Here is a 13,316-nt window from a genome sequence, read left to right as displayed (position 1 = left end):
CACCTACGGGGCCACTCACCGGTCGCTCCTGGCGATGGCCTCGGCATTGCGGGCGCCGGAGGTGAGGTATTGGCCCACCCGGGCCACCAGCATCGCCATCTCGTACGCGATGAGACCGATGTCGGCGTTCTGCGCGCACAGCACGGCCAGGCAGGCGCGCTCCCCGGCGGTGGTCACGATGAGGAACTGGGACTTCCACTCCACGACCGTCTGCCGGACCGCGCCACCGGAAATGTGGTCGGAGACGCCCTTGGCCAGGCTCTGCAACCCGGAGGCGACGGCGGACAGGTGCTCCCCGTCGGTCCGCTGCAACCCGGCGGAAGACGCCATCAGCAGGCCGTCGGAGGACAGGACGATCGCGTGGTCGGCCTCAGGGATGCGGCCGACGAGGTCGTCGAGCAACCAGTTGAGGTCGGTGCCCGAAGTGGGGGTCATGACTCACCTCCCGACTGTTCGTCCATCATCTTGGCCGCTTCGGTGCGGCCGAGACGGGTGCCGGACTGGAAGGATCCCATCATCGCGCGGATCTCCTCCGGAGAGCGCTCGTCATCGTCCTCCTCGAGGTCGGGCTGCGTGGGCGTCTCGTCCCGCAGCGCTGGCGCCAGGTTGGCCTGTGGTACGCGCAACGGCAGCCCTGACGGCGTGAACTCGGCCACAGATTGCTGCTCCGGTTCGGCTGGCGTTTCTTCGGATCGTGGCTCCGGGTCCTTCGCCGGTCCGGGGACCGGTGTCGGGACGGGTGTGGGGGCCGGAGCCGGGTCGGGGGTCGGATTCGGTTTGGGGACCCGGGTCGGGATCGGCGCTGGGGCGGAGACGGGGGGAGGCGCCGGATCGACGGCGCGCCGCGCCGACTTGAGCGCGCGCACGTTCTCGCCGACGGCGGGCCTGGTCGCGGTGGCCACGGCGCTCGCCCTGCGCGGCAGCCGCTCCCGGCCGCCGTTCTGCTGGGGGTCGGGTGTGGGGTCGAGCTGCACGAGCTCCTGTGGCAGGAGCACCACGACCGTCGTCCCGCCGTACGGTGATGCCTTGAGCACCACCTGGATGTCGTGCCGCTTGGCGAGCTGGCTGACCACGTAGAGGCCCAGCCGGGCGGTGCCGGTGATGCGGAACTCGGGCGGGTCGGCGATGCGCTCGTTGGCGGACTCCAGGTCCTCCGGCTTCATGCCGAGCCCGCGATCCTCGATCTCGATCACGTAGCCGTTGGCCACGAGCTGGCCGCTGACCTGCACGCTGGTGTAGGGGGGCGAGAACGACACGGCGTTCTCGATCAGCTCGGCCAGCAGGTGGATGACGTCACCGACGGCGCGGCCGATGAGCACGACGTCGCCCATCGGCATCAGCGTGACGCGGGTGTAGTCCTCGACCTCCGCCAGCGCGCCGCGGACCACGTCGACCATCGGGACGGAGCGCCGCCACGTTCGGGCGGGCGACGAGCCGGAGAGCACGATCAGGTTTTCCGCGTTGCGCCGCATGCGGATGGCGAGGTGGTCGAGCCGGAAGAGCTCCTTCAGCTCCTCGGGGTCGGTCTCGCGCCGCTCCATCACGTCGAGCACGGTGAGCTGCCGGTGCACCAGGCCCTGGGTCCTGCGGGCCAGGCTGAGCAGGATGTCACGGATGCTGCGGCGCAGCTCCGCCTGCTCGGCGGCGACGCTGACGGCGGTGCGCTGGACGGTGTTGAACGCCTGGCCCACCTGGCCGATCTCGTCGTCACCGAAGTCGAGCGCCGGGACCTCCTTGGCGAGGTCGACCTCCTCGCCGCGGCCGATGCGCTCGACGACGCCGGGCAGCCGGTCGTCCGACAGCTCGTGGGCGGCGTCGCGCAGCTTCTTGAGCTGGGCGAGCAGCTGCCTGGTCGTGGTGATCGACAGCACGATGGACGCGATGACGGCGAGCAGGCCCAGACCGCCGGCGAGCACGAGGCGGACGATGACGCCGACCGCGACGGGCGTGATGCGCTCCAGGAGCCGGTCACCGCCGCCGAGCGTCACGGTCTGCATGCTGGACAGCGTCGCCTCGGCGGACCTCTGCCAGTCCTCGCCGCTCACGGGCAGCGGCTCCAGGGTGGCCTCGTGCCGGACGAGCTGCTGCTCCATCGTCTGCACCCGGGCGACGGGCGCGCTCTTGAGCCACGCCTCGAAGGCGTCGCGCTCCTCGGCCGGAAGTTTCTGCAGCGCCTCGTTGAGCGTGTAGCGGAAGACACCCGCGGTCTTGACGAACTCGGCGTGCTCGGCCCTGGTGAAGCCACCCTTGGCGAAGACGCCGGCCAGGAGCGCGTCCTCGCGGGCGAACATCTCCCGCGAGCGGTGCATCTCGTTCAGCGTCCGGCCGTCCTTGGCGATCATCTTGTCGTCGAACTCCGCCACCGAGTCGTACATGCGGTAGAAGGAGTCGATGACGGTGTTGTACTGCAACGCGGTCTGCGCCAGGTCGGCCTTGCCCGAGTCGATCGACTTCCTGGTGGAAGCCAGCTTGCCGAGCTGGTCCCTGACCTCGGAGAGGCGCGCGCGGAGCGTGTCGTCCATGGCGAAATTGACCGCGGTGCCCTCGGCGGCGCTCTCGAAGTCGACGCGCAGGGCGTCGGTCTTGGCCCGCTGGTCGCGTAGCGACTTGCCGGGGGAGCGGTCTCGCGAGCCCAGGTGGGCGATGGTCTGCCGGCGCTCACGCTGCAGCTCGATCAGGAGCGGCTCGCTCGGGTCGATCACACCGCTGTTGACCGTGGCGGCCCAGAGCAGGTTGACACCCTCTCGCAGGGTGACCCAAGCGGCGAACGCCCACAGACACGTGAGCGACACGATGAGGGCCGTGACCTTTGTCCGGACACTGGCGTTACGGAAGCGCATCGAGCCCACCCATACAGAAAGCAGCGCGGTCAGCGTGCCATGTCAAGGAAAAGAAATGGGCATCCCAGGAATCTGACACTCGGGTCACCCTAGCAACGCGCCAATGCTCCCTCAACACGAAAGAGCACTCTAAGGTCGCTATGTCCTGTTTCTACCTTTATTTTCGTCTTCGGCGTGCCTCTGTGCCACATGTTGGGCCGCCAGGACCGCCGCCCGGACAATTGCCGTCGGCGTGTAAAGGTCCTTGTCATGCCACAATGGTGGATAATCCGAGAAATCGCCCATTCGGCTGAGGAAGGCGTCGCCACGAGCGGCAGCCGCCACGCACCGCTCGTCCGGCTCCGGCCCGGAGAGCAGGAGCGTCTGCACGGCGTACGCGGTCTCCTCCGGCATCCCCGCCCAGCGACCCCAGGACCCGTCGTCACGCTGCGTGGACACCACCCATTCCCGGGCCGCGCGGATCGCTCCGGTGTACGCGGGCCCGCCGAACTCGCCCAATGCCAGCACGCAACTCAGTGTCGCGTAATACGGCGAGGCGTGCCACCGATCGTGCCAGCTTCCGTCGGCCTGCTGCCGCCCGGCCAGCCAGCGCGCCACGCGCGTCATCACCGGGGCGTACACGCCGGCCGTCGCGGGCCTGGCGCGCACGTACTGGCCGTACGCGTCCAGCACGTGGGCGTTCACGCTGACCGAGAAGCCGTCCTCGTTCCGCCAGGTGCAGAAGTGCTCGCCGGTGTCGAAGGCCGCCAGCGGCAGCGGCTCGACCGGCATCCCGAGCAGGGACAGCGCATAGAGCGCGACGCTCGTGGTGTCGGCGTCGGCCGGTAATCCGGCCCCGGCCGGAGTGCCTTCCGGGCCGATGGACGCCCTGAGGTCCGCGGTCATCTCCGGCGGCACCTCCACCGGCACGCCCGCCCGTACCAGCCAGCTCAGCACCCAGCCGCGTTCGAAGACGGTGATCGGCAGGCCGACGGGGACGGGCCCGCCGTATCGCCGGGCCACGGCCTCCAGATGCCGCCTGGCGGAGTCGGCCGAGTCGGGCGGGGCGAGGGCGTCCAGCCAGGCGGCGGTCGCCGCGGGGGACGCGCCGATCGTGCCGATGGCCGTGGGGCGCACGGTGCCGGCCCGCGAGGCGGCCGTACCCGCCACCTCCAGGACATGCAGGAGCTTCTGCGGCGGCTCACCGCCCGACTCCAGCAGGTGCCTGACCATGCCGAGGCGGTTGCCGTCCATGCCGCTCGGAAGCGGCAGCGGGTCGGCGCGGCCGTGGTCGTTGATGAGCGACACGAGGTGCGGCACGATCAGCTCGATCGCCGGCGTGTCGGGCAGCTCGGGCGGACTCTCGAGCACCTGGCGCACGGCCTCCAGCCCGGCGCGCGCGGCCGGCACGAGGACGCCGGGATCGCCGTCGCCGCGCGCGGCGGCCGACAGCAGCGCCTCCACGGCGCTCAGGGTGGGCACCAGGCCGTAGCCGTCGGGCGCGCCCCAGGAGCCGTCGCCGCGCTGCTCGCCCAGCAGGTACGCCACCCGCTCCTCCTGGCCGACCAGCCAGGGCGCGAGCGTGACCATCCTGCCCGTCTCGTAGACCGAGGGGGACACCTGGCCCCAGGGCTTGGCCATGAGTTCGGCGACCAGCTCGCCGGCCTGCCGATGTACGTCGATCACGCGGCCTCCGGGGCCCAGAAGTCGGACAGCCCGTAGAAGCCGGCGCTGTAGTGGAGTTGCCAGGTCAGGTATTCGGCTGCGCGCGGGTGCGCGGCGCGCAGCGGTTCGATCAGCTCGGCGGCCTCGCCGGCCATGGCTGCCATGCGCTCGTCGGCCTCGCCGGGGCTCATGCCCAGCGTGAACGCGTTGAGGTCGCCGGTGCTCGCCTCCCTGTGCCGCGTGGCCAGGTCGTTGAGCAGGCGCAGGTAGCGCTGCACCACGTCGCCGGCCGGCCGCAGCCGGTCCAGGTCGCCGGGAGAGCGGGCCACGCCGGTGTGGATCCAGTGCGTCAGGCCGACGAAGAACGCTCCGGTGCTGTCGGCGTTGGCGAGGTACTCCTCCATGCCGGGCGCGTGGTCCGGCCGGTTCCAGTCCCACTCGCGGGCCATCGCGCCGAGCATGCGCGCGAGCTGGTCCAGCCAGGCCGCCTCCAGCTCGAAGGGCGCGGCCAGCTCCGCGCGCAGGTCGGCGACGAACGCCGCGGCAGCCGAGGCGGGTGCGGCGCCGCCCGCCGCGGCCAGGCACTCGCCGACGAGGGCGGCGACCTCCTCCTGGGACGTCGCCTCCTCGTCGATCAGCCGGTCGACGGCGAACACCAGCAGCGAGGCGCGGTTGATCGCGCGCAGCTGGCCGACCGTGGCCCAGGGGGAGCCGAACGCGCCCGCCAGCGCCAGCGAGCTGTAGAGCCCGGCGTCGAAGGACGTCTCGGGGAAGAGCCCGTCGTACCGCGCCGCGGTGCGGGCCAGGTCCCGGCCGCCCGCGACCGCGAGGGCGCACGTACGCCCGATGTCGAAAGAGCCCATCACCGCGGCACCAGCGTCATCGACAGGCCGGCGACGGGCCGCAGGGAGGACGCCAGGCGCGGGGTCACCGGGCCGTCGTGGTGCACCACGGGCCGGTACCTGCGCAGGATCCCCGCGATCAGCAGGGGCGCCTCCATCATGAACAGGTGCTGGCCCAGGCACACGTGAGGGCCGGCGCCGAACGGCCAGTACGCGTAGCGGTGCGAGCGCTCCTCACCGGGCGCGAACCGCTCGGGGTCGAACTCCAGCGGGCGGTCCCAGAAGCGGGGCAGCCGGTGCGTCAGATACGGGCTCAGCATGACGGTGGAGCCGGCCTCGATCGTCACCCCGCCGACGACGTCCTCCTGGAGTGCCTTGCGCGGCAGGATCCAGCCCGGCGGGTAGAGGCGCAGCAGCTCCTGGACGAACATCTTGAGGTAGACCAGGTCGGGCAGGTGGGAGGTGGTCACGGGGTCGTCGCCGACCACCCGCTCGACCTCCTCGTAGAGCTTGGCCGCGACCCGCGGATAGGCCTGCAGCACCGGCCAGGCCCAGGTCAGCGCGGTCGCGGAGGTCTCCGTCGAAGCGCCGTGCATGGCGACCAGGTCGTCCCTGATGCGCCGCTCGCCCTCGGCTCCCGCGATGTCCTTCCTGGCCTTGACCAGGCGCGAGACGACGTCGTCGCCCTCCTGGTCCTCAAGTCTCGCCTGCCTGATGCGCGGGTAGACGACCTCGTCGATGGCCTTGATCGCCTTCTTGAACGGCTGGTCGCCCGGCATGGGGAACTGGTCCGGCACGAACGGCATCACCAGCCGGATGGCCTTGGCGGTGACGGCGACGTCGTACGCGGGCACCAGCCGGTTGATGTCGGCCACGGAGATCTTGGCGCCGAAGAACAGCCGCACGATCGTCGGGTGCACGATGGCGGACACACCCTTGGACACGTCGAAGGGCCGGCCGGGGACCACGGTCTCGTCGATCAGCTCGGTGATGATCTCGGCCATGCGCTCGGCCAGCGAGTTGACGTACTTGGCCGTGAACAGCGGCTGGAGGATGCGCCGGCTCTCCGCCCAGCTCTCGCCGTCGGACAGGATGCCCTCGCCCAGCAGCGGCGCCAGCGGGTCCCAGAACATGCCCTCGCGTACGTAGTTCGGCTGGTTCCTGGCGAGCACGTGCTGGACGTGGTCGGGATGGGTCACCAGGTACGGGCGGAACGGTCCCATGCGCAACCGGACGAGATCCCCGTTGGCCTGGGTACCCGCCTCTTCGAACGCGTTCACCGGGATGCGAGCATGCCTGGTGAGTTTGCGGAGGAATGGGAGCGTCCTGGTGGGGGCGGCGTCGATCGCCACGGGTTATTCCTCCATCGCCTACGGTGTCCATCGCACGGCATGGACATTCCCTGACAAATGTCAACCGATGAGTGGAGTATCACATGCTTATGCATGTAGGTTCAAGATCGTACCGGGGTAGGAGTACCTGTTGAATCTCAGCCATCCGTTGGGCGGCGGCGCCGTGGACCGCTGCCGGGACTTACTCGAGCCGGCTCTCAGGGAGGCCGTTTCGGTGCTGCATCCGTGGGGCGCCGGCATGGCCGGATTCGCTCTGGGCTGGTCGGACGCGGACGGCAGGCCCGGCAACGGTGAGCGTGGCAAGGCCGTGCGGCCCGCCGTCGCCATGCTCAGCGCCGAGGCCGTGGGAGGCACGGCGGAGTCGGCGCTGCCGGGCGCCGTGGCGGTGGAGCTCGTGCACGCGTTCTCGCTGGTGCACGACGACATCATCGACCACGACGAGCGGCGCAGGCACCGCGAGGCGCTCTGGAAGGCGTACGGCGTGGGTCCCGCCCTGCTCGCCGGCGACGCGCTCCTGGCGCTGGCCGTCGGCCAGCTCGCCGGGCGGTCCGAGGCGATCCCCTACCTGTCGGCGGCGCTGGTCGAGCTCGTCCAGGGGCAGACGGCCGACATGGCCTTCGAGAACCGCCCGTGGCGCGGGCCGGACGAGGTCACGGTCGCCGAATACACCGACATGGCCGCGGGCAAGACCGGCGGTCTGCTGGGCGCCGCCGCGGCCACGGGCGTGGCGCTGGGCGGCGCGCCCGAGCTCGCGGACCGCCTGTGGGACATGGGGCGCGACCTCGGGGTGGCGTTCCAGATCGTGGACGACATGCTCGGCATCTGGGGTGACCCTGACGTGACGGGCAAACCCGTGCACAGCGACCTGCGGCGTGCGAAGAAAACGTTCCCGGTGCTGGCCGCCCTGGCCGCCGACGTCCCGGCCGCCCGCGAGTTGTCCGTGCTCCTGTCGGCGGGAGGCATGGACGAGGACTCCCTGCGGCACGCCGCCGACCTCGTGGAGGAAGCCGGCGGCCGCGACGCCGCCCGCTCCCTGGCGGACCGCCACATGTCGTCCGCGCTGGAGGTGGTCGACCGGCACCTGCCGGGCGCCGAGGAACTGCGCGCGGTGTGCGACTCCCTGGTCAACCGTGTCCACTGAACGGCCGGGACCGGGGGCGCGGCGAGCCCGTCTCGGGCGTATGCGGATAATGACGGGATGAGATCGCTCGGCACTACCGGATTGTCCGTTTTCCCCCTGTCGCTCGGCGCCAACGTGTTCGGCTGGACGGCCGACAAGGAGACCTCGTTCGCGATCCTGGACGCCTACGTCGCCGGCGGCGGCAACTTCATCGACACCGCCGACGTCTACCCGTCCTGGGAGACCGGCGAGTCCACCTCGGAGACGATCATCGGTGAGTGGCTGGCCGCCCGCGGCAACCGCGAGTCCATCGTGCTCGCCACCAAGGTCGGCATGCTGGAAGGCCTGCGCGGGCTCGCCCCCGCCACCATCCGCACGGCGGTCGAGGGCTCGCTGCGGCGGCTCCGTACCGACTACATCGACCTCTACTGGGCACACGTGGACGACCAGGACACGCCGCTGGAGGAGTCGCTGGCGGCGTTCGACGCCCTGGTCCGCGAGGGCAAGGTGCGCCACGTCGGGGCGTCCAACTACGGGGCGGCCCGGCTCGCCGAGGCCCTAGCGATCTCCGACGCCGGAGGCCTGGTCAAGTACGCGGCCCTGCAGCAGCCGTACAACCTGGTCGAGCGCGCCTACGAGGGCGAGCTGAGGGACGTGGTGACCAGGGAAGGGCTGGCCACCACACCGTACTTCGGGCTGGCGCGCGGCTTCCTGACCGGCAAGTACGCGCCCGGAGCCCAGGTCGACAGCCCCCGGGCGGGGAAGGCCTCCGCGTACCTGGCGACGGCACACGGGCCGAGGACGCTGGAGGCGCTGGGCAAGGTGGCGGCCGACCGGGACGTCGCACCGGCCACGGTGGCCCTGGCCTGGGTCGCCGCCCAGCCGACGATCACGGCGACGATCGCGAGCGCGCGCAACGTCGAGCAGTTGGAGACGCTGATGGAGAGCGCGTCGCTCACGCTCAGCGCCGGCGAACTGGCCCTCCTCGACGAGGCCTCCCGCCCCTGACCCCGCACCCCGATCCGCGTTCAGGCCAGGCCGTGCCGGCGGCACCACTCCTCGACGCTCTCGCCCCCGCGCTCCACCGCGCGCGCCCAGTGGGCGTCGGCCGCTACCGCGTCAAGGACGGCGTCGTGGATCGGGAACACGGCGGTGAGGCCGGTGATCGTGAAGACGCGTTCGATCCGGTCCGTGCCCATCACGAGGGCGAGTGACCCCTCATGGGAGCGCAGCCGCTTGAGCGCGCCCACGAGCACCCCCAGACCGGTCGAGTCGAGGAACTCCACGCCGCTGAGATCGACCACGAGGTGGACGACCCCCTTGGCCACGAGGTCGAGCACCTGCTCGCGCAGCCGTGGCGCGGTGAAGACGTCGATCTCTCCGGCGACCCTGACGGCGGCGCAGTCGCCGGTCGGCCCGAAGACCTCTAACTCGATCTCTCGCATCTGGAACCCCTCAGCTCACTCAGTCGCGTCATTCGTGGTGATGACGGGGGAAACTGTACGTTGACACTATGCGGTGAGCGGCATTCGCGTCAATAAAGAGCTTTCGGCGTCATCGTGCACGATGACAGGAGTGGGGGATGGGATGCGCGTCGAGGAGGCCATCGGGTTGCAGATCGCACACCTGCGGGCGGAGCGACGGATGTCGCTGACCGAGCTGGGTGAGGCGCTGGGCCGCTATTTGGACAGGCCGTGGAGCCGGCAGGCCGTCCACCAGGCCGAGCGCGGGCAGCGAGCGTTCACGGCCGCCGAGCTGACCGCCCTCGCGCTGGCTCTCGACACCTCGGTCCCGGCGCTGTTCCGCGCCGAAGACGACCGGATCGAGCTGCCGGGCGGGGCGGTCTCGCCCGAGGAATACCGCGGCATCCTGCTGAACAGGGAGCGGAACACGCCCCTGGACGGGGTCGAGGAGCTGATCATCGCGCTGCACGACATCGGGGAGGTGCTCTCCCGTCCCGCCCTCGTCCGCCTGGCGCGCATCGGCGAGGTGGCCGACCAGGTCGCCGGCCCAGAGCCGCACCGGCCCTGACCCTCAGCCCGCCGGCCCCGGCAGCCCACCCGAAGGGGTCGTGGCTCATCGGGCGGCGCGGCCGGTGGCGTGCAGCGCGCGCAGGGCGCCCTCGGCGGCCATGATCGCGCTGTTGATGGAGATCTCGCCGCGCATGCCGGGCGCGGCCACCATGTCGCCCGCCAGGAACACGCCGTGGCCCCGGTCGATCGCCGGACGGTCGCGCCAGGTCTGACCCGGCAGGTCGAGCGCGCCCGTACGGTGCCTGGCCGCGCCGGAGCGCTGCCAGGTGACGCGCTCGCGCCAGCCGGGCACCGCCAGGTCGGCCAGCGCCCGCACCCGCAGGGCCGCCTCGGCCCTGGTCTCGTCGTGCCGGACCGGCATGTCCATCTGGAACAGGGTCTCCCCTATGGGAGCGGCCGTGGGATCCTGCAGGGAATAGCTCTCGTGGAAGCCGCCGCCGTCCAGGTCGAAGCAGATGAAGCGGTCGCCGCGCGCCGAGCGTACGGCGAGGTCGAGCAGCACGACGTCGCCGCTCTGCCAGTGCAGGCCGTCGTCGCCGAGCAGTCTCCGGGCCGAGGACAGTTCGGTCGCCACGATGGTGGGCTCGCCCGGCAGGTCGTGCACGCGGGAGCCGAGCTCGACGTGTACGCCGAGTTCGCGGGCGCGGGCGGCGAGCCGGTCGATCACCGCCTGCCAGCCGCCGACCACCCAGCGGACCGTCGGTGCGCGGAGGGCGAACACCCGGCGCAGCAGATCCCACACGAACGCGGCCGACAAACGTCCCGTGTCGGCGTCGTACGTCACCACGCTGATCGCGTTGGCGGCCGCCCTGGCCGTGTCCTCGCCGTACCGGGCGGAGGCCCACGTGTGGAAGTCCACGTCCACCGGCGCCGTGCGGGGACCTGTCGCCATCATCCGCACGAAACCGGCCGGCGGCAGCCGCCGCAGCCGGCCGTCGCGTACGAAGCCCAACCTGGCATCACGCACCGCCGGCCGGCCCAGCCCTCCGACCAGGCCCCTCTCCCGCAACCACGTCCAGTGCGGGCCGTCGGCGTAGAAGACATGAGGACCCTCGTGCGCCAGATGGGGCCCGCCGGTCGCCCGCCCCCGCCCGCCGAGCCGCTGGTGCGCCTCGTGCAGCGTCACCTCCGCACCCGCCTCCGCGCAGACGATGGCCGCCACCAGACCGGCCAGCCCGCCGCCGACCACCACGATCTTCTTCGTCACCACGTTCTCCTTCCTTCTCACCCCTTAAGAAGGGACGAGGCGCCGCCGACGTGACATCACCCGCTCGGCGTGCTGTCGCGCCGCCCCTCTTCCGCGCGGAGCGCGAGATCGTGAGCGTCGGAGGAGTCCACAGGGCGCAGGCGGCTCGGCGTGAGCAGCCACACCGCGACCGTGCCGGCCAGCAGCAGAACCGCTCCCGCCCCGCCGGCCAGCACGAGCGACTCGGTGAACGACGCCCGCGCCCGCTCCGCCAGCGGCCCGCCCGCCGCCCCGAGGCCCTCGGCCACGTCGAGTGCCGCACCCAGCGACTCGCGTACGCCCTCCCCGCCGGGCCCCTCGTACGCCAGCTCGCTCCGGTAGGCCGCGGCCGCGACGCTGCCCAGGACGGCCACGCCGAGCGCCCCGCCGACCTCGTAGCTGGTCTCCTCGATGGCCGCCGCGCTGCCCGCCTTGGCCGCCGGCGTGCCCGACATGATGACCGAGGACGCGGTCGCGAGGGCGCCGTTGCCGACGCCGATGAGCACCAGGGCCCCCGCGACCGGCCAGTAGGTCAGCGGCCCGGGGGCGGCGAACAGCAGCAGGAACCCCAGCCCGGTGAGGCCCAGACCGCCCGCCAGCACCGCCCGCGCGCCGACCAGGGCCGCCACCCCGGGAGCCAGCGGCGAGGCGACGATCGCGGCCAGCGCGGCGGGCAGCAGGCGCACGCCCGTCTCCAGCGGGGAATAGCCCTGGACGAGCTGCATCCACTGCGCCAGCAGCAGCAACACCGCCGCCATCGCGATCGACGTGGTCAGCGCCGTCACCACTCCGGCCGAGAACGGGCCGCTGCGGAACAACCTGATCTCCAGCAGCGGATCCGGCCTGCGCAGGCACCGCGCCACGAACCAGCTCAGCGTCACCGCCGCCACCACGGTCGCCGCCAGGGCGGCGGGGGAGCCCGCACCGTACTTGCCGAAGTCCTTCACGGCGAACACCAGAGCCACCATGCCCGCCATCGACAACACCGTGGCGAGGGCGTCCCACCGGCCGGGCGCCGGGTTCCTGGACTCCGGCAGCAGGAACAGCCCGGCCGCGATCGCGGCCGCCATGATGGGCACGTTCACCAGGAACGCCGAATGCCAGCTGAAGTGCTCCAGCAACAACCCGGCCAGGATCGGCCCCAGCGCCGCCCCGACCGCGGCCATCGCCGCCCAGACGCCGAGCGCCCTGGCGCGTTCCGCGGGGTCGGTGAACATGTTGCGGATCATCGACAGCGTCGACGGCATGATCATCGCACCGCCCACCCCGAGCAGCGCCCGTACGGCGATCACCTGCAGCGGGCTGCCGGCGGCCAGCACCGCGAGCGAGGCCAGCCCGAACACCGCGAACCCGGCCAGCAACATGCGCTTACGCCCCCACCGGTCGCCGAGCGCGCTCACCGTGACCAGCAGCCCCGACAGCACCAGCGCGTACGCGTCCACCATCCACAGCAGCTCGATCGAGCCCGGCCGCAGGTCCGCGGACATGGCCGGGAGCGCGACGTTGAGCACGGTCATGTCCATGACCACGAGCAGCACGCTGGCCGAGAGCACGGCCAGGCCCAGCCAGCGCCTCCTGGCGGAGACCGGCGGCGCGGTCGCCGTCATGACCCCTCCCGCCGGGCCGCGCCGTCCTGGAACGTGGTGAGCAGCAGCCGGGGCACGTCCCGGCGTGCGACGTCGCCGCGGCGCAGGCTCTCGCGCACGGCCACCAGCAGGCCGTACACCGTGCTGCTGATCCACCGGGCGGGCAGGTCGGCGCGGAGCAGCCCCGCGCGCTGCGCCGCGGCGTAGAAGGCGATCTCGCGCTCCTCCAGCTCGTCGGAGCGGCGCTTCAGCGCGGGATCGACCAGCATGGCGTAGTCGGTCAGGCCGAACCCGTAGGCGTCGGCCACCTCGATCAGCCCGCCCAGCATGGCGTCCAGCGCCTTGCCGATCACCTCGCGATCCCCGGAGGCGGTCGCGTCGACCAGGCCGCTGCGCTCCTGAACCTGTTCCCACTGCTCGTGCGCGCGATGGCCGAGGGCGAGCATCAGCTCCTCCCGGCTGCTGAACTGCCGGTGCAGCGTGGCCCTGCTGATCCCGGCCGCCTCGGCGAGCTGCGCCATGGAGGCGAGCGGGTTCTCGTTGAGGTGCTGGATCGCCGCACTCATGATCTGCTCCCGGCTCATCGCCATCGCGCACCGCCATCGTATGAGACGTTCATGTCTCAAAAGATACATCACCGCCTCAATTGGGTCGCTCGTGTCGCCCGCGAGCGG

General features: G+C 71.7%; 11 protein-coding genes and 1 pseudogene. 3 read left to right on the top strand and 9 right to left on the bottom strand.

The window, feature by feature from the left end; all coding sequences use genetic code 11:
* Positions 1-15 precede the first annotated feature (15 nt).
* The 5 genes from ABGB01_RS38700 to ABGB01_RS38680 all read right to left on the bottom strand — a co-directional run bounded on the left by ABGB01_RS38700 (position 16) and on the right by ABGB01_RS38680 (position 6,678).
* Positions 16-435: a roadblock/LC7 domain-containing protein gene (locus tag ABGB01_RS38700; RefSeq protein WP_347778663.1), complete on the bottom strand. Its 420-nt coding sequence runs from the start codon at positions 433-435 to the stop codon at positions 16-18.
* Positions 432-2,792, bottom strand: coding sequence for a nitrate- and nitrite sensing domain-containing protein (locus ABGB01_RS38695; protein WP_347778661.1), 2,361 nt, complete (start codon positions 2,790-2,792; stop codon positions 432-434). Before ABGB01_RS38695 ends, ABGB01_RS38700 begins: the two co-directional genes overlap by 4 nt.
* A gap of 186 nt (positions 2,793-2,978) precedes the next feature.
* Entirely contained in the window at positions 2,979-4,505 is a 1,527-nt protein-coding gene (locus ABGB01_RS38690) for a prenyltransferase/squalene oxidase repeat-containing protein (protein ID WP_347778659.1), read from the bottom strand.
* Entirely contained in the window at positions 4,502-5,347 is an 846-nt protein-coding gene (locus ABGB01_RS38685; protein ID WP_347778657.1) for a hypothetical protein, read from the bottom strand. Before ABGB01_RS38685 ends, ABGB01_RS38690 begins: the two co-directional genes overlap by 4 nt.
* Complete coding sequence (locus ABGB01_RS38680; protein WP_347778655.1) at positions 5,347-6,678, bottom strand: cytochrome P450; 1,332 nt, start codon at positions 6,676-6,678, stop codon at positions 5,347-5,349. Before ABGB01_RS38680 ends, ABGB01_RS38685 begins: the two co-directional genes overlap by 1 nt.
* Before the next feature lie 214 nt (positions 6,679-6,892).
* On the opposite strand from ABGB01_RS38680, the gene ABGB01_RS38675 reads away from it, so the two are divergent.
* Both ABGB01_RS38675 and ABGB01_RS38670 read left to right on the top strand, forming a co-directional pair.
* Positions 6,893-7,819, top strand: a complete 927-nt coding sequence (locus tag ABGB01_RS38675; RefSeq protein ID WP_347778653.1) for a polyprenyl synthetase family protein — start codon at positions 6,893-6,895, stop codon at positions 7,817-7,819.
* A 57-nt stretch (positions 7,820-7,876) separates the two neighbouring features.
* Positions 7,877-8,806: an aldo/keto reductase gene (locus tag ABGB01_RS38670; RefSeq protein WP_347778651.1), complete on the top strand. Its 930-nt coding sequence runs from the start codon at positions 7,877-7,879 to the stop codon at positions 8,804-8,806.
* Between the two features lie 98 nt (positions 8,807-8,904).
* Here ABGB01_RS38670 and ABGB01_RS38665 read toward each other — a convergent pair.
* Positions 8,905-9,243: pseudogene (locus ABGB01_RS38665) on the bottom strand (STAS domain-containing protein); the annotation flags it as partial.
* 142 nt (positions 9,244-9,385) lie between these two features.
* Between ABGB01_RS38665 and ABGB01_RS38660 the strand changes: the two are divergent.
* A complete protein-coding gene (locus tag ABGB01_RS38660; RefSeq protein ID WP_347778650.1) occupies positions 9,386-9,829 on the top strand; it encodes a helix-turn-helix domain-containing protein in 444 nt (147 codons plus the stop codon).
* A 45-nt stretch (positions 9,830-9,874) separates the two neighbouring features.
* Here the strand turns inward: ABGB01_RS38660 and ABGB01_RS38655 are convergent, their stop codons facing one another.
* From ABGB01_RS38655 to ABGB01_RS38645, 3 genes are read right to left on the bottom strand one after another with little or no spacing between them, the layout of a single operon-like run.
* On the bottom strand, positions 9,875-11,038 hold the full coding sequence (locus ABGB01_RS38655) for an FAD-dependent oxidoreductase (protein WP_347778649.1): 1,164 nt from the start codon (positions 11,036-11,038) through the stop codon (positions 9,875-9,877).
* A 56-nt stretch (positions 11,039-11,094) separates the two neighbouring features.
* Entirely contained in the window at positions 11,095-12,663 is a 1,569-nt protein-coding gene (locus ABGB01_RS38650) for an MFS transporter (RefSeq protein ID WP_347778647.1), read from the bottom strand.
* Complete coding sequence (locus ABGB01_RS38645; protein ID WP_347778645.1) at positions 12,660-13,208, bottom strand: helix-turn-helix domain-containing protein; 549 nt, start codon at positions 13,206-13,208, stop codon at positions 12,660-12,662. The genes ABGB01_RS38650 and ABGB01_RS38645 overlap by 4 nt, the downstream gene beginning before the upstream one ends.
* Positions 13,209-13,316 lie beyond the last annotated feature (108 nt).

The organism is Nonomuraea sp. B5E05, from assembly GCF_039880665.1.
Lineage (GTDB): Bacteria > Actinomycetota > Actinomycetes > Streptosporangiales > Streptosporangiaceae > Nonomuraea.
The sequence above is the reverse complement of the archived record's forward strand: the minus strand, read 5'-3'. Positions and strand labels throughout refer to the sequence as shown.